We start from the raw sequence: 16,730 nt of genomic DNA, 5'->3' as shown, positions 1-16,730 counted from the left end.
AAATATAGTTAGGCAATGAAAGGAGGGACAGTATTGAAGCATACCGACGTATTGGTGATTGGAGGCGGGATTATTGGCTGTGCGATCGCTTATTACGTATCCAAATCAGGGCGGCAAGTGACGATTCTCGAAAAAGGGGAATTTGTCAGTGGGACGTCTTCCAAATGTGACGGCAACATATTGGCGATTGATAAAGATCCTGGCTTTGATAGCCAAATGTCCTTGGTCAGCCAAAATCTGGTGGATCAACTGTCAAAAGAATTGAACTATCCCTTTGAATACCGGGCACCAGGAAGCATTCTTGTCTGTGAATCGGAGGAAGAGATGGAAGCAGCTCAGCAGTGGGTAGATAGGCAAAAGACGGCAGGGCTGCCTTTCCGGATATTGGATCGCGAAGACATTCGCCAGGAATCAAAGTACTTTGCCGATGATCTGCTAGGTGGCTTGGAATGTGCTACGGATTCAACCATTAATCCTTATATGCTCGCTTTTGCTTTATTGGAAAGCGCACAAAATTATGGAGCTGAGGCTTGGAAACGAACCGAAGTAAAAAGTATGAAAAAAGAACCAGATGGCGGGTTTAGAGTAGAAGCCTCGAATGGCGATTTTAAGGCCAATCAAGTGGTAAATGCATGCGGTGTCTGGGCACCTCGAATCGGGAAAATGTTAGGACTTTCTATTCCAATTCAACCAAGGAAAGGGCATATTATTGTTGCTTCCAGACAGGAACATGTCGGCTCCCGCAAGGTAATGGAATTCGGTTACTTGATTTCTAAGTTTGGAGGACAGCGGCGAGTGGATTCACTCACTGAAAAGTACGGAGTGGCCCTTGTGTTTGAACCGACCGAAAGCCAAAACTTTCTTATCGGAAGCAGCAGGGAGTTTGTCGGCTTTAATACGAGAGTGAAAAATGAAGTCATTGAGTGTATTGCGAAAAGGGCGATCCGTTTTTATCCGAAGATGGCGGATATGATGATGATACGTTCCTACGCTGGTCTGCGTCCATACACAGAGGATCATCTACCAATCGTTTCCCATGTGGATGAAGTCCCAGGCTTTTACATAGCGGCAGGCCATGAGGGGGATGGGGTCAGCCTTTCGGCCGTGACCGGAAAAGTGCTCGAAGAGATGCTCAATGAAAAGGGAACGTGCATTCCTGTTGATCCGCTCCGCTATAACCGGTTTTCGAAAAAGGAGGTGAGTCGATGAAGGCACATAAGGTGTTTACAACCATTGATACACATACGGGAGGGAACCCGACTAGGACATTGATCAGCGGTCTTCCTGAATTGAAAGGAAGCACCATGTCAGAGAAAATGCTCTATATGAAAAAAGAATATGATTGGATTCGGAAGCTGCTTATGAATGAACCAAGGGGACATGATGTTATGTCTGGAGTGCTGCTTACGGATCCTTGCCATCATAAAGCGGACCTCGGTGTGATTTATATTGAAACAGGCGGATATTTGCCGATGTGCGGACACGATACGATAGGTGTCTGTACTGCTTTGATTGAGACGGGAATCATTGAAGCGAAAGAACCTGTCACTACTTTAAAGCTGGATACGCCAGCAGGGTTGGTGGAAGTAGAAATCACGGTGGAGAACGGGAAAGCCAAAGAAGTGTCATTCTGCAATGTACCGGCTTTTTTGTTGAGAAGAGTCTCAGTTGACGTGGAAGGAATTGGAAAGGTTGAAGCAGATATAGCCTATGGAGGCAATTTCTACGCCATCATTGACGCAAAGTCAATCGGGCTTGATCTGGTTCCTGAAAATGCCTCTATCATAATTGATCAAGCGATTACAATCAGAAACACCATCAATGAGCAGATCGAGGTTGTCCATCCGAAATATCCTTTCATCAAAGGATTGACCCATGTAGAGTTTTTTACCGACCCGACAAACGAAAAGGCGGATGTGAAAAATACCGTCGTCGTCCCCCCTGGGGGAATAGATCGTTCACCGTGCGGAACTGGAACTTCAGCCAAACTAGCGGTCCTTTATGCTAATCAGGAAATTGTCGTAGGAGAAGAGTTCGTACACGAAAGCATTGTTGGCTCTTTGTTTAAAGGACGCGTCTTGGAAACAACAAGCGTAAATGGGCAGGAAGCAGTCGTAACGAACATCTCAGGATCTGCCTGGCTGATGGGCATGCATCGCTTCTTCTACAACGAAGAAGATCCGTTAAAAGAAGGCTTTCTCCTCATTCCGCCAATGGAACATGAGAGGGAGGAAGTGAAATGAACTTTCAAAAAGTATACACCGCAACAGACGTACACATAGCAGGTGAAGTGTTTCGGATCATTGATGATGTACCTTTTGTTCAATATGGAAGTTTAAAAGAGTTCGATGAGCAGCTGCCAAGCGTATTCTTGGAAGAGATGGCACTTTTACTTAATGAACCGCGGGGGTTTGCGGGAATAAACGGATGTCTGGTCGTTCCTCCGTTCACCGAGAGTGGTGATGCGGCAGCCGTCTTTTTTAACCATGAAGGTACATTGCCTATTCATTATGGAGGGGTTATTGCCGTCGTCACTGCATTGCTTGAAAGCGGCAGATTGAAGGAGAAAACAGCTGGTGAATATTTCATCGAAACGGTACAGGGTGTGATTCCTGTGATTGCAGTAAAGGAAAAAGAACAAGTTGTCTCTGCAAGAATGGCACTTGGAGAATGTACTGTGGTTAAAACTGACGTTCCGCTGCTTGATGCTTCGTATACAGTCGTTCAGGCAGATCAGCGTTATGCTCTGTTTGATAATAAAGCACTGGGCTTAAAAATTGAGCTAAGTGAGCTTTCCACTTTAAAAAAGTGGGGGAAAAACACCTTACAGGAACTAAAAACTAATCCTGATATACAAGGCGTCATACTGATGGATGATGAAGCACTGGTACAAGGAAAAATTAAGACCGTCACCTTTCGGAAGGATGGTTGGATTGTCCGATCACCGGGCTTTGGGCCAACAGCAGCTTGTTTTGCATCCCTTTTATCAAGAGGTGGAATAGAAGTGGATCAAACTCTACTTAATGAAAGCGTTTACGGAAGCTTTCTTGAATCCAAGGCACATCATGACAGGAAAGTTCAATTCGCTGTGAATGCAAGAGCATTTATTACCGGATTGCAAACATTTGTACTCGATCCAACGGATCCGTTGCCGAAGGGGTTTTTAATTAAATAAATTTTAGGGGGAGCCCATCTATGGAAGGAGTCATTAATTGGCTGGTCGATCAAGTATGGGGGACTGGTCTTGTTGTTTTTGCACTTGGAGCAGGACTATTTTTCTCCATTATGACTCGCTTTGTTCAAATTCGGTATTTTAAAGACATGATTCTGTTGTTGTTTGAGGGAAAAAGCTCCGAGAACGGCATCTCCTCTTTTCAGGCATTTTGTTTAGCTTTATCAGGCCGTGTAGGGGTAGGGAATATCGCAGGTGTAGCAACCGCCATTGCATACGGCGGACCGGGAGCGGTTTTCTGGATGTGGGTCATGGCGTTGTTGGGCGGTGCGAGTGCCTTTATTGAATCGACGCTTGCACAAGTATTTAAGAGCAAGGTGGGAAATGAATATCGCGGAGGAACTCCTTATTTTATTGAAAAAGGGCTAAAGCTCAAGTGGTTTGCTGTAATCATGGCTGTGGTTGTCACTATTTCCTACGGATTCTTAACACCTGGAGTACAGGCAAATAATATTGCAGCGGGAATGGAAAATGCCTTTGGTTTAAACAAGACAGTTACCGGAATATTCCTGGTTGTTTTACTTGGAGTAATTATTTTTGGCGGTCTAAAACGCATTGCCAGTGTATCGCAAACCGTTGTTCCGTTTATGGCGGTTGGCTATGTGGTTGTTACTTTTATTGTACTAGGCTTGAATTATGACAAAGTGCCTGGGATGCTTTCCTTGATCTTCACCAGTGCTTTCGGATCCAACCAAATCTTTGGCGGAATAGTAGGAACAGCGATTGCCTGGGGGGTCAGAAGGGCCATATTCTCCAATGTTGCCGGTTGCGGGGAAGCGACATATAGTTCTGCGGCTGCTGAAGTGTCACATCCCGCTAAACAAGGATTGGTGCAAGCTTTCTCAGTCTATATTGATACAATTTTAGTTTGTACGGCAACCGCTCTAATGATTCTGGTAACGGGGATGTATAATGTAACGCCGGAGGGAAGAGATCCGATTGTTCAGACGTTGCCAAGTATCGAGGCGGGTCCTGCCTATACTCAAATGGCGGTCGAAACAGTGCTGCCTGGATTCGGTCCCGGGTTTGTGTCCATTGCTATTTTCTTCTTTGCGTTTACTACGTTGATGGCTTATTACTATATCGCAGAAACAACGTTGGTCTATTTGAGCGGAAAGCGGGAATTGCCTTGGTTGAAAACAACGCTAAAAGTTGTCATGCTCCTCATGATCTTTATCGGCAGCGTTAAATCAGCATCTATGATGTGGGCGCTGGGTGATATCGGATTCGGGTCTATGGCATGGCTCAGCCTGTTTGCGATTTTACTTCTCACTAAACCGACTTTAAAGGTCTTAAAAGATTATGAAACTCAGAAAAAAGCAGGTAAAGATCCTGTTTTTGATCCGATTCAGGCTGGCATAAGCGGTGCTGATTTTTGGGAGGAAAAAAGTAGACAGGCTCGTATAGCCAAAGAAAAGAGTACAACTGGATAGAAAAAACTTATCTATCCAGTTCTGTACAGACCGTTCTTTTATTTTTTGAATAATCAGACTCACTACTGTGTGTACTCTAAGGACCTGATTTTTTAACTTCATTCAGCAGTAATCTCCCACTTCTGTAAGTGGTGAGATGAATGCATATTGGTATTCCATTCAGTGGGGATTCAAACCCCGGCTGAATAAAGTCAAAGCCTCCGGCGGATGCCACAGATTTTCAGAGGAAATTTATCGAGCGGAGCCCGATAAAATCTGGGCGCAAATACGCCAAGGCGCACTTGATAAGATGAAGCAATAACGAATCATTAGGAGGAATAGATGATGAAATATTTAAAAGGCGTATTTCCAGTAATGATTACACCGATGCACCAAGACGAAACGATCAATTGGGAAGGTTTTAAAAACAATATCGAGTATTTCATTAACCAGGGTGTAGATGGACTTGCCATCAATGGAAGCACAGGAGAATTTGTTAGTTTGACGAAAGAGGAACGATTTAAGGCTGTAGAAGTGGCAGTTGAGCAGGTTGGCGGCAGAATCCCTCTTATCGTTGGAACTGCAGCGGAAACTACGGAGGATGCGATCGAATATACTCTGCAGGCTGAAAAGGCGGGAGCGGATGCCGCACTTCTTATCAATTCGTATTACGCTCATCCAAAGGAAGAAGAGGTTTACGAACATTTTAAAGCTGTGGCTGAGTCCGTCTCCTTTCCCGTCATGATTTATAACAACCCTTTTACATCCGGTGTGAACATTTCGGTTGATACAATCCTTCGGACAGGCAAAGATGTGGGGAATATTACACACGTCAAAGAATCCAGCGGAGAAATCAGGAACGTTCGTGACATTTCCCGCAAAGGCAAGGGATTTATCAAAACGTTCTGTGGAGCGGACGATATGGTTCTTGAGTCGTTCATGGTTGGGGCGGAAGGTTGGATTTCCGTTGGGGGGAACATCGCACCGAGGACGGCTAAGGAAATGTATGATGCCTATGTGGCAGGGGAGATCGATCGTGCGTGGGAATTGTATGATAAGCTGCTTCCCCTTTTGAACTTCCTTGAGGGTTCCGGAAAGTATGTCCAAATTACCAAACATGCTATGGACTTGAAGGGGCTCGCCGGCGGTCCGGCCCGTAAGCCGCGTCTTGGATTGAGCCAGGAAGAGCAGGAAACACTTAAAAGGTTAATGGAGCAGTTGGATGTTCTGGAAGCATCAACGATCCACGGAGGGGAAGGAAAATGACGGAAGTAAAGGCAAAAACAACAGAGCTGAAGCCCAGAGTTCGGGAGTTTTTAAAAAATAAATTAGGGCTGTATATTAATGGGGAATTTGTCTCATCTAAAAGCGGGCAGACATTCGATGTATTGAATCCAGCCACGGAAGAGAAGATTGCGGAAGTTTATGAGGCGGGGGAGGAAGACATCGATTTGGCAGTTTCCGCAGCGCGCAGCGCTTTTGACGAAGGGGAATGGACTCGGATGGACGCCGCTTCGCGTTCCAGGCTGATCTACAAGTTTGCAGATTTACTCGAAGAGAACAGGGAAGAGTTGGCGCAGCTTGAGACATTGGACAATGGAAAGCCGTATGCTGTTGCCTTGGCCGACGATGTGGACGGCACTGTTCAGCACTTCCGCTACTATGCGGGCTGGACCACGAAGATTGAAGGGAAAACAGTCCAAGTCTCACCGGATTATCTGAACTATATCGTTCATGAACCGGTTGGAGTTGTCGGGCAGATCATCCCATGGAATTTTCCGCTTGCCATGGCGGCATGGAAGCTGGGATCGGCCATGGCGGTCGGCTGCACAGTGGTGATCAAACCGGCGACCGAAACACCACTCTCCATTCTGTATGCAGCGCAATTGTTTAAAGAAGCCGGCTTTCCGGACGGTGTGGTAAATGTCGTCCCTGGATATGGGCGGGTAGCGGGAGAAGCGATGGTCCGCCATAAAGCTGTCGATAAAGTAGCTTTTACGGGATCAACGGCGGTGGGCAAGTCGGTCATGAAGCAGGCAGCGGACCAAATCAAGGGAGTGACACTGGAGCTTGGTGGAAAGTCCCCGGCGATTATTCTGGAAGATGCGGATTTAAGTGAAGCGATTGACGGGGCGTTTGCAGGAACAATGTATAACCATGGCCAAAACTGCAGTGCCTGCACAAGGGTTTACGTTCACCGCTCCCTTTATGACGAAGTATTGCAGGGATTGGCCGAACGGGCAAATTCATTAAAAGTCGGGCATGGACTTGATGAAACGACGGAAATGGGGCCTCTTGTTTCACGAAAACAGCTAGAAACTGTCCTTTCATATATCGAAAAAGGGAAGGAAGAAGGTGCGCGCCTTATTTCAGGAGGAGAACGTGCTTATGACACAGGGTATTTTGTCCGCCCCACTGTTTTTGCAGATGTGACAGATAATATGACCATCGCTCGGGAGGAAATCTTCGGGCCGGTCATGGCTGTCTTCCCGTTTGATACGGTGGAAGAGGTCATCCGTCGGGCAAATGACAGCGACTACGGTCTGGCAGCGAGCATCTGGACGGAAAACGTCAAAAAAGCCCACTATATCGCGGGCAAACTCCAATCCGGGACGGTTTGGATCAATGACTTTGGGCTTGAATGGGAAACCATGCCATTCGGGGGTTACAAACAGTCCGGAATCGGCCGCGAAATGGGTGGGGAATATGGACTCGCAAACTATACAGAAGTAAAAAGTGTCTTTGTAAATATGAAAGAGAAGGGATAACGAAAAAACTCTTGGAGAGCTGTTAATTGCTTTCCGAGAGTTTTTTTAGGTCTGTTATCGGATGATGAAATTGATTTCTCAAGTTGACGATATGGTTGATTTATAGAACATACTGGAAACAGCTTCTTACCCTTTTACTTTCATAATCTTCAAATCAATATATAGTTGGCAGTTCTGATTGAAGTCATTAAAGTCGATTTCGGTTAATTCGTTGATTTGATTCAATCGGTATTTCAATGTGTTTGTATGGATGAATAACTTTTCTGCAGCCTGCTTTAGCCGGCAGTTTTCCTCCAAATAGACCTCCAGCGTTCGAAGGAGATTCGTTTGGCTTTCTTCGTCCTTTTGTTTTAGCTTCAGCAGTTCTTCGTTCTGATCGCCCATTTTTTTCTGCTGCTGTAAAATTGTCTCCAAATAACGGAACAACCCAAGCTTTTTATATTCAAAAGATGGAAGCTCCTCAATCCCGATAAATTTGGCTGTCTTTATAACTTCAATGGCTTCAAGATAGCTTTTTCTCAGATGGGTGACAGAAGTATATTGATTACTGATTCCAGCATATACTTGCTCTCCGTTGAATTGTGCCAAAACAGATGTTGTCAACGCGTTTGCGTGTATCGTCAGGTCTTTGGGTGATGACAAACTGCTTCCAATTAGGACAACTGCCATCAGTTGATTAATAAAGAGGTGGCTCGGCATTTTTAATGTATTGGCGAAAAGTCTCACCTTTTCAAGCAGCTCTCCAAAAGATTCTTCACTGGAGGGGCTGACTGTAAAAACAATGGAAATAAACGAGTGCGGAATGGGGATTTTGACGTTAGCGGCTTCCCATTTGATTTGTGCCTCCGTTTGAAAAGTATCCTCTAAGATTTTTTTATAAAAATTATTTTTCTGTTCGTCTTTTTTCAACTTCAATTGCTTATTTTGATAGAGGAGTTTGCCAACATGAAAAGAGACTTCCAGTAGAAAAGAGAGTTCGTCCTCAGTCAGCAGCCGATCGGTTTCCTGTACCCAGATGAAACCTAAAACGTGGTTTTTATATTTAGCGCTTACAACCACACGCTGATTCAATCCGATTTCCTCTATCTTTTCGACTCTGAAGGGTTCAGGAAGCGTCTTTAAGCGATCCACAATTCCCTCATCCATGAATTTCTCCAGGATGGGAATCGTCCAGCGCTTTGTAAAAATGGTTTGCTTGTTGGCTTCATCAAACTGATTGATATAAAAAGAGCTATACGCTAAAAGGGAAAATTGTTCATCTTCTATAACAACAGGTTTTTTTAAAAATTGACTAATCATTTCTGTTATTTCTTCTATATTCGTCAGTGAAATGATTTTTTCTAAGAGGCGGTCCATTCAAACTCCCCCTATCCAAAATACAAGCGGTCAATGAAAAGTTTATCATACTTTCATTGACCGCTTCATGAAAATACTTTATTCCTTTAGGAGGCGTAAACTCTCATCAAATTCTTTGTCAATTTCTTCATTAGGTTTATAAGTGATCAGGCTGACAATCACTGCAACGAGAAGGTTGATGATGAAGCCTGGTATGATTTTATATAACTCAAAGTCCAGGCTTTGCCAAATGAGTACAGTGATTGCTCCAGCGACCATACCAGCAATTGCTCCCCAGTTGGTCAATTTCCTCCAATAAAGGCTTAGTACAACGACTGGTCCGAACGAAGCTCCAAACCCAGCCCATGCATGGGCGACAAGGTTCAGGATCGACTCCGTTTTATTGGAACTAATGATAAAGGCTATCAATGCCACGGCCAAAACTGCCATTCGTCCGAAAAAGACCAGTTCTTTGTCACTTGCATCACGACGGAAAATTAATTTGTATAAGTCTTCAGTCAGAGCGCTTGAAGTGACGATCAACTGTGATGAAATGGTGCTCATGATGGCAGCAAGAATCGCTGCTAAGACAAAACCCGCAAATAAGGGATGGAAAAGGATTTGGCCAAGTTCGATAAAGACAGCTTCCTTATCATGCAGTGTGTGATTCGACGTATGAAAATACGCGATCCCAATCAGGGCTGTCAATACAGCTCCCAGCAACGATATAATCATCCAGCTCATCCCAATCCGGCGCGCTACTTTTGTTTCTCTTACTGAACTGATGGCCATGAACCTTACAATGATATGGGGCTGCCCCACATAACCGAGACCCCAGGCAAGGAGGGAAATAATTCCGATAAATGTTGTATCCCTGAAAAACGAGAAAATTTTAGGGTCAATAGACTGAATCGTTTCAACTGTTTTTGCCGGACCGCCCGTATGCATGATGGCCAATGCGGGAACGATCAACAGTGCGACCAACATGATCAGTCCCTGTGCAAAGTCTGTCCAGCTTACCGCGAGGAAACCGCCAAAAAGTGTATAGGCCACAACTACGAGTGCAATGATGAGGAGCCCTTGCTGATAGCCAAACCCAAAAGAGCTTTCAAAGAAAACTGCTCCTGCGACAAGACCCGAAGAAACATAAAAGGTAAAAAAGACCAAGATGACAAGGGCTGAAACTATTCGCAATAGTTTCGTATTATCTTTCAGCCGGTTCTCAAAAAAAGAAGGAATCGTAATAGAGTCATTGCTCACTTGAGTATAGGTGCGCAGTCTTGGCGCAACAAAAATCCAATTCAAATAAGCTCCCGCGGTCAATCCAATGGCAATCCAGACACTGGTTAACCCGGTTGCATAGACAGCTCCCGGCAGACCCATAAGCAGCCAACCGCTCATATCCGCCGCCCCGGCGCTGAGTGCTGTAACGGCCGGTCCAAGAGATCGCCCGCCGAGCATATAGTCGGTCAGGTCGCCCGTCCTTCTGAAGGCGACCCATCCGATTGCAAGCATGAGAATCATATACACAATAATCGTTACAAGCTTTAATGCCTCGTCAGTCATATAAAGTCATCTCCGTTTTCATGACTATAACATTTCGGAAGTAGTTTTTGCCTGCATATGGAGCAGCAGGTAATCAGGTCCTCCTGCCTTTGAATCGGTACCTGACATGTTGAAACCTCCAAAAGGCTGGTAACCGACAATCGCTCCAGTACAGCCGCGGTTAAAATATAAATTTCCGACATGGAAGTCTTCACGTGCTTGCTCCAGGTGCAGTCGGTTGTTGGAAATGACGGCTCCAGTCAACCCATATTCCGTGTTATTGGCAATTTCCAACGCTTCATCAAAGTTTTTCGCTTTGGCGAAGGCTACAACTGGGCCGAAAATCTCTTCCTGCATGATGCGTGCTTTAGGGTCAAGTCCGGAAAAAATGGTCGGCCTGATGAAATAGCCTTTGGAATCATCGCCCTCTCCGCCAATCATTAATTCACCCTCGCTTTTTCCAATTTCAATATATTTCATGATTTTATCAAAAGCATTTTGGTCGTTCACAGGCCCCATGAAGTTGTTTGGGTCGGAAGGATCGCCAATGGTCAACTCTTTTGTCAGTTCGACAGCACGATTTAACACTTCTTCATATACATCCTCGACAATGACAGCACGGGAACATGCGGAGCATTTTTGACCCGAAAAACCGAAAGCTGAGCTGACGATTGATTGGGCAGCAAGCTCTAAATCCGCTTCCTTATCAACGACAATCGTGTCTTTTCCTCCCATTTCAGCAATTACACGTTTCAGCCAGATCTGACCTTCGTTCACAATGGCAGCACGTTCGTAGATGCGGGTTCCGACTTCTCTTGATCCTGTAAAACTGATAAACCGAGTTTTTGGATGGTCAACAAGAAAGTCGCCGACTTCAGATCCGTTTCCTGGAATATAGTTGAGCACACCTTTTGGCAGTCCAGCTTCCTCCATTACTTCAACAAATTTGGCTGCGACAACAGGCGTCGTGGATGCCGGCTTTAAAAGGACCGCATTTCCTGAAACGATAGCAGCCACCGTAGTTCCAGCCATGATGGCAAAGGCGAAATTCCATGGGGAAATGATGACACCAACGCCAAGCGGGATGTAGTCATAACGATTGTATTCCCCTGGTCTGCTTTCCACTCTTTTGCCGCTCTTCAGCTCGAGCATTTGTCTCCCATAGTACTCCAGAAAGTCGATACCTTCGGCTGTGTCGGCATCCGCTTCATTCCACGGCTTGCCTGCTTCCTTGACAAGCAAAGCGGAAAATTCGTGTTTCCTGCGGCGAATGATAGCGGCAGCTTTGAAAAGGACATCTGCACGGACTTCCGGTTTCACTTTTTTCCAAGATTGAAAGGCTGAGAACGCACTGTCCATTGCTTGTTGGGCCAATTCACGGTTAGCTTTCGAAACCTTTCCGACGATTTCTTCTTTATTGGCCGGGTTGATCGAAATGATTCTTTCATCCGTCGTAATTTTCTTTCCGCCGATAACTAATGGATACTCCATGCCAAGATAGTTCTCCACCAAATCATGCCCTGCTTTGAACGCCTGTTTGTTCTCTTCTTTGGAAAAATCTGTGAATGGTTCGTGTTTATAAGTGATCATCCAACACAACTCCTTATCAATATAAAATGATTAATTTTTTACGAAACCTTTAAAGGCGAATGAAATATTTGCCGGCCTTTCAGCTAGTCTTCTCATAAAGTATCCGTACCAATCACGTCCGTAAGGAACGTAGACCCTCATCTTATACCCTTGTTCCACAAGCTCTAATTGTGTTTTGTTCCGCATGCCGTACAGCATTTGGAATTCGAACTGATTATTGGGAATTTGCAATCTTGCAGCAAGTCCCTTTGTATACTCAATCATATGATCGTCGTGAGTGGCGATTGCAGTATACAACCCCAGTCTAAAGCTTTGTTCTATCAATTTTTTATAATTTTCGTCGACATCTTTTTTATCCGGATAGGCGACAGTTTGCGGCTCTTTGTATGCTCCCTTTACAAGCCGTAAAAACGGTTTCAAAGAACTTAATTCTTTCAAATCCTGTTCTGTCCGGTACAAGTAGGCCTGCAAAACTGTGCTGATACAATTGTATGATTGCTTGAACTGTTTAAATAGTTCAAGTGTCTTTTCACATCGGGGTTCATCCTCCATATCAATTGTCACCATGACACCATGTTTTTCCGCTGTATCTAAAATACTTGTCATATTGCTGATGACAAGATCCCGGTCAATATCGAGGCCGAGCGACGTCATTTTGACGGACATATGGGAGTCGAGTCTTTCTCTGCTAATCGTTTCAATCGTGGCAATAGCCTCTTCCGTCCTTTCAACGGCTGTTTTTTCTGAATTAACAAATTCCCCCAAATGATCAACAGTGGTGGCTAAGCCTCTGGTGTTCAGTTCTTTGATGATTTGGACGGAGCTTGGAAAATCAGTCCCTGCAATAATTTTTCCTGTAACAATATTGCTGCCTCTTTTCTTTGCCATCTCATTCAGCCAATTGTTTTTGGAAAGAAATAAAAACAAATTTTTTGTTACCGTTTCCATTTTATTCACCACCTTAGATATATTAGACTTAAATTTATTGTATAAATTTTAAATATGTCTGGCATCGTCTGTAGAAAACAAACTTTGGGTGCTTTTGTTGTTGGTTGGAAACAAAAGGGGACGGAAGAAGCTTTGTAACAGAGGCATGACCGGTGCTTAGTGACCGGGTCAGTAGAAAGCCTTTCCTGCATTACTGATAAAACGAACGATTAACTTCATTCAGCAGAAATCTCCCACTTCTATAAGTGGTGAGATGAATGCCTATTGGTATCCCATTCAGTGGGGGTTCAAACCCCGGCTGAATAAAGTCAAAGCCTCCGGCGGATGCCACAGATTTTCAGAGGAAATTTATCGAGCTTAAGCTCGATAAAATCTGGGCGCAAATACGCCAAGGCGTATTTGATAAGAAGAGGGAGGATGGAGATGACAAAGTTCATTTGTATAACCTGCGGTGTTCAATATCCTGTCAGCGTTCAGCTGCCCGAATTTTGCAGTATTTGTACGGAAGAACGGCAGTATGTGAATCCAAACGGCCAGGAATGGACGACGCTTGGTGATATGCAGGCCAGTGGAGATTATGAAAATGAAATAGTGGAAATGGAGAAAGGGTTATACAGGATAACGACGGTGCCGAAATTCGGAATAGGTCAGTCCGCTTTCCTTGTTCAAGGGGATGGGTTCAATGTTCTTTGGGATTGTATCAGTTTTCTCGATGAAAAAACAAAGAAGCAAGTCAGAAAGCTAGGCGGAATTGATGCTATTGCCCTGTCTCATCCGCATTATTATTCGGCTCAAGTGGAATGGGCGGAAAGCTTTCAAGCTCCTATTTACATCCATAAGGATGACGGTCATTGGGTGACGGAGCCAAGTGATTGGATTAATCTTTGGTCAGGTGAACAGTTGGAGCTATCAGAAAACCTTGTCCTGCATAGGCTCGGCGGACATTTCAAAGGAGGGGCTGTCTTACATTGGCCTGAAGGAAACAATGGGAAAGGAGTTTTACTTACTGGTGATATTATTCAAGTCGTAGCTGATACAAATTGGGTTAGCTTCATGTATAGTTACCCGAATTTGATTCCGCTCCCGGCCGAAAAAGTAAAAGCGATAGCCAATTATGTAAAGGAACTCCAATTTGACCGCTTGTATAATGCTTTTCAAAAAGTGGTTGCGCAAAATGCCAATGAGGCTGTTCAAATGTCAGCCGGTCGGTATATCAGCGCGTTGGAGGGAACTTTGTTTGATACGTAAAAAAGCATCCAAAGAGGATGCTTTTTCATTTTCAAGTTCTAAAAGTATCGGGCATGACGACAGCTATCACTTCGCCCTTTGCACAAAGGACGTTCCCAGCGAAGACTTCTACTGAAGTTTTCCACTTCTTCGGATGAATTTCTTCGACTGTGCCGATTGCGTTTAAAGCTGTCCCTTGTGGTGTAGGCTTCAGGTAGTCGACATGTAATGAAGCTGTGACAAAACGGGGAGATGCATGCCCGCTGCCCGGTTCGTGGCCATTTTTCCTATGTAAGGCAAGTGCCGCCGATCCTGTTCCGTGGCAGTCGACCAGTGAGGCAAGCAATCCGCCGTAAACAAACCCCGGAATCGCTGTGTGTTCTTGTTTTGGTTCATAAATGGTGAGTGTTTTGTCACCGTTCCATCCGGTACGAAAACGATGCCCTGCTTCATTTAAGCGTCCGCATCCAAAACAATGAGCGAATTCATCCGGATATTCATCTTGAATGGCATGAATGATTTTTTTCAATTTTACTTTTCCTCCTTCTTTCTAATTTCATATTTTCTCTATCTTTATCTATATTATAGTAGACAAGCAGTTTTGTTTACAGAATAATCAAGATTCGATAAGATTTTTATAAGATAAATGAAGGAGTGACAAAGATTGAACTTGAATGAATGGTTTGAAAAAGGGCTGACGCCTGAGCAATACATGAATGATCTAGAGCATCAAAAAGATGGTTTTTTACATATCTATGAAAACTTCCAGCCTCCCGCTGACGAGGATTTTTTCAATAAAGTAAAAGAGAAGAACCTGCGCGCTATAGCTTTGGCAGAAGTTTGGTGCGGTCATTGTATGCTGAATGTTCCCGTTTTGCTTCGACTAGCGGAAAAAACAGAGATGGATGTCCGGCTGCTTCCGCGAGATCAGCATCTGGATTTGATGGACCAATATTTGACAAATGGCAAACGGGTGATTCCGATTTTCATTTTCATCGATGAAAACGGCGAACAGGTGGCCAAATGGGGGCCAATCACGGAATCGACGAAAGCATTCGTCGACGAATACAGAAAAGAGCTGCCGTCAAAGGATGATGAAAGCTATGATGAAAAATTCAAAGAGATGGTTAAAATCGTCGGAAAAACGTTCAAAGAGAAGCCTAACTTCTGGAATAATTCTTATGAAAGCATGAAAGATACTTTAACAACTTAGGGCAGAAGTCCCCTTCCTCAACGCAAAGCGTAGGTGGGGGATGAATGCTTGCCTTTGTCGCAACTCCGCGGGAACGTTTGTTCCTTTTGTGTTATAATGAGACATAGGTATCCTCATTATTCACGAGTGGGAGGANCGCAACTCCGCGGGAACGTTTGTTCCTTTTGTGTTATAATGAGACATAGGTATCCTCATTATTCACGAGTGGGAGGAAACGAAATGCTCCGTTGTATGAAAACTCTGTTTCGCGCAAGCAAGGAAACCATTGACCGACTGTTCGAGTGCAACCGCATATCAGGCGAAGTGTGGAACTTCTGTCTCGCCCTTGCCAAAGAAACCCATTTGAAAACAGGAAAATGGATAACCAAAAGCGAGTTGCAAAAAAGGGCAAAAGGAATCTTCCCTATTCATTCTCAATCCGTACAGGCGGTTTGTCATAAGTATTTGTTCGCACGGGATGCGGCACTAAAAGCAAGAAAAGCGGGCCATAAAACAAAATACCCGTATAAAAAGAAAACGTACTTCAATACAAAGTGGGCGAACAACGGCTTTAAAGTATTTGAGAACGGAAAAATCGAGTTATCCATGGGCATTTTTGAAGGGAAAAGGCAAAAACCTCTGAATATTTGGGTGAAAGAATTACCAAAAGGGCAAATTAAAGAGATCGGGCAACTGATGCTGTCTATTGCTTATGAGGATGGAAGGGAAGTAAAAGAGAATCAATTCGTAAACCGGGCTGCCATTGACGTTGGAGAAATTCATACCATTACGGCGGTGGCTGAAAACGGAGAAAATCTGATTATTACTGGGCGCCACCTTCGTTCCNTCCATCGGCTGCGCAATAAAAAGCTTTCCGAACTCCAGCGGAAAATGAGCAAGTGTACAAAAGGCTCGAAGCAATGGAAGAGGTATAACCGGGCGAAACGTTACGTGCTTTCGAAAAGCGAACATCAACTCAGGGATGCCCTGCATAAAACAACGAAACAGTTTGTCGATTGGTGCCTCGCCAACGAAGTGAAAGAAGTCGCTTTTGGTGAGGTGGATGGGGTGCAGCGAAACACATCCCGCCGTAAAAAGAAAAAGATTCGCCGTAGGACAACGAACCAAAAACTATCCAACTGGTCTTTCGGGAAAGTATACGCCTTTTTATCTTATAAACTGGAAGCGGAAGGCATCGAACTTTCTAAACATGATGAGAGCAATACGACACAACAATGTCCTTGTTGTGTGAAGAAACGAAAAGTATCTTCGAGAATATACAGTTGTACTTGCGGTTATACAAATCACCGTGATATTCACGGGGCATCGAATTTCTTCGCAAAAACGTTTTACGGGGAAATCAGGGAACTTGATTTTCTCCTAAACCATACAACGTATCTACGGATTGCCTAAGGGCAGGAAGTAGTAGATGGTCAGTTCCGACCCAGTTTATCTAAGGGTAGGCTGTTGCCTAATGTCAN

General features: G+C 44.4%; 15 protein-coding genes. 10 read left to right on the top strand and 5 right to left on the bottom strand.

All coding sequences use genetic code 11. The features are described from left to right. The first annotated feature begins 33 nt into the window (after window positions 1–33). The 7 genes from D5F11_RS01605 to D5F11_RS01580 all read left to right on the top strand — a co-directional run bounded on the left by D5F11_RS01605 (window position 34) and on the right by D5F11_RS01580 (window position 7,412). Window positions 34–1,209, top strand: coding sequence for an NAD(P)/FAD-dependent oxidoreductase (locus D5F11_RS01605; protein WP_120119564.1), 1,176 nt, complete (start codon window positions 34–36; stop codon window positions 1,207–1,209). Continuing rightward, on the top strand, window positions 1,206–2,243 hold the full coding sequence (locus D5F11_RS01600) for a proline racemase family protein (RefSeq protein WP_120119563.1): 1,038 nt from the start codon (window positions 1,206–1,208) through the stop codon (window positions 2,241–2,243). The genes D5F11_RS01605 and D5F11_RS01600 overlap by 4 nt, the downstream gene beginning before the upstream one ends. Beyond that, window positions 2,240–3,175, top strand: coding sequence for a proline racemase family protein (locus D5F11_RS01595; protein ID WP_120119562.1), 936 nt, complete (start codon window positions 2,240–2,242; stop codon window positions 3,173–3,175). Before D5F11_RS01600 ends, D5F11_RS01595 begins: the two co-directional genes overlap by 4 nt. A 20-nt stretch (window positions 3,176–3,195) precedes the next feature. Next, window positions 3,196–4,665: an alanine/glycine:cation symporter family protein gene (locus tag D5F11_RS01590; RefSeq protein ID WP_120119561.1), complete on the top strand. Its 1,470-nt coding sequence runs from the start codon at window positions 3,196–3,198 to the stop codon at window positions 4,663–4,665. Window positions 4,666–4,801: 136 nt separating this feature from the next. Next, window positions 4,802–4,966 (top strand): hypothetical protein, encoded by a 165-nt coding sequence (locus D5F11_RS25795; protein WP_185830439.1) that lies wholly within the window; start codon window positions 4,802–4,804, stop codon window positions 4,964–4,966. A gap of 23 nt (window positions 4,967–4,989) precedes the next feature. Next, window positions 4,990–5,910: a 4-hydroxy-tetrahydrodipicolinate synthase gene (dapA, locus tag D5F11_RS01585; RefSeq protein ID WP_120119549.1), complete on the top strand. Its 921-nt coding sequence runs from the start codon at window positions 4,990–4,992 to the stop codon at window positions 5,908–5,910. Further along, the gene (locus D5F11_RS01580) at window positions 5,907–7,412 is read left to right on the top strand and encodes an aldehyde dehydrogenase family protein (RefSeq protein ID WP_120119548.1); all 1,506 of its coding nucleotides are present in this window, start codon (window positions 5,907–5,909) and stop codon (window positions 7,410–7,412) included. Before dapA ends, D5F11_RS01580 begins: the two co-directional genes overlap by 4 nt. Before the next feature lie 126 nt (window positions 7,413–7,538). Here D5F11_RS01580 and D5F11_RS01575 read toward each other — a convergent pair whose 3' ends face one another. From D5F11_RS01575 to D5F11_RS01560, 4 genes are all read right to left on the bottom strand, one after another. After that, complete coding sequence (locus D5F11_RS01575) at window positions 7,539–8,768, bottom strand: PucR family transcriptional regulator (RefSeq protein ID WP_120119547.1); 1,230 nt, start codon at window positions 8,766–8,768, stop codon at window positions 7,539–7,541. 78 nt (window positions 8,769–8,846) lie between these two features. Continuing rightward, window positions 8,847–10,313 (bottom strand): sodium/proline symporter PutP, encoded by a 1,467-nt coding sequence (gene putP, locus D5F11_RS01570; RefSeq protein ID WP_120119546.1) that lies wholly within the window; start codon window positions 10,311–10,313, stop codon window positions 8,847–8,849. Window positions 10,314–10,337: 24 nt separating this feature from the next. Next, the gene (gene pruA / locus D5F11_RS01565; protein ID WP_120119545.1) at window positions 10,338–11,882 is read right to left on the bottom strand and encodes an L-glutamate gamma-semialdehyde dehydrogenase; all 1,545 of its coding nucleotides are present in this window, start codon (window positions 11,880–11,882) and stop codon (window positions 10,338–10,340) included. Window positions 11,883–11,912: 30 nt separating this feature from the next. Beyond that, a complete protein-coding gene (locus D5F11_RS01560; RefSeq protein ID WP_120119544.1) occupies window positions 11,913–12,830 on the bottom strand; it encodes a proline dehydrogenase family protein in 918 nt (305 codons plus the stop codon). Between the two features lie 423 nt (window positions 12,831–13,253). Here D5F11_RS01560 and D5F11_RS01555 point away from each other — a divergent pair, with 423 nt between their 5' ends. Next, the gene (locus D5F11_RS01555) at window positions 13,254–14,078 is read left to right on the top strand and encodes an MBL fold metallo-hydrolase (protein WP_120119543.1); all 825 of its coding nucleotides are present in this window, start codon (window positions 13,254–13,256) and stop codon (window positions 14,076–14,078) included. A gap of 31 nt (window positions 14,079–14,109) precedes the next feature. On the opposite strand, the gene D5F11_RS01550 is transcribed toward D5F11_RS01555, so the two are convergent. Beyond that, window positions 14,110–14,586: a PaaI family thioesterase gene (locus tag D5F11_RS01550; RefSeq protein ID WP_120119542.1), complete on the bottom strand. Its 477-nt coding sequence runs from the start codon at window positions 14,584–14,586 to the stop codon at window positions 14,110–14,112. A 135-nt stretch (window positions 14,587–14,721) separates the two neighbouring features. Between D5F11_RS01550 and D5F11_RS01545 the strand changes: the two genes are divergently transcribed. Together D5F11_RS01545 and D5F11_RS01540 are read left to right on the top strand one after the other, a co-directional pair. Further along, entirely contained in the window at window positions 14,722–15,270 is a 549-nt protein-coding gene (locus tag D5F11_RS01545; protein WP_120119541.1) for a thioredoxin family protein, read from the top strand. Window positions 15,271–15,366: 96 nt separating this feature from the next. After that, complete coding sequence (locus D5F11_RS01540; protein WP_425470717.1) at window positions 15,367–16,662, top strand: RNA-guided endonuclease InsQ/TnpB family protein; 1,296 nt, start codon at window positions 15,367–15,369, stop codon at window positions 16,660–16,662. The last annotated feature ends 68 nt before the right edge of the window (window positions 16,663–16,730 follow it).

It is taken from the genome of Siminovitchia terrae (genome assembly GCF_003605405.2).
Taxonomy (GTDB): domain Bacteria; phylum Bacillota; class Bacilli; order Bacillales; family Bacillaceae_C; genus Siminovitchia; species Siminovitchia terrae.
The sequence above is the reverse complement of the archived record's forward strand: the minus strand, read 5'-3'. Positions and strand labels throughout refer to the sequence as shown.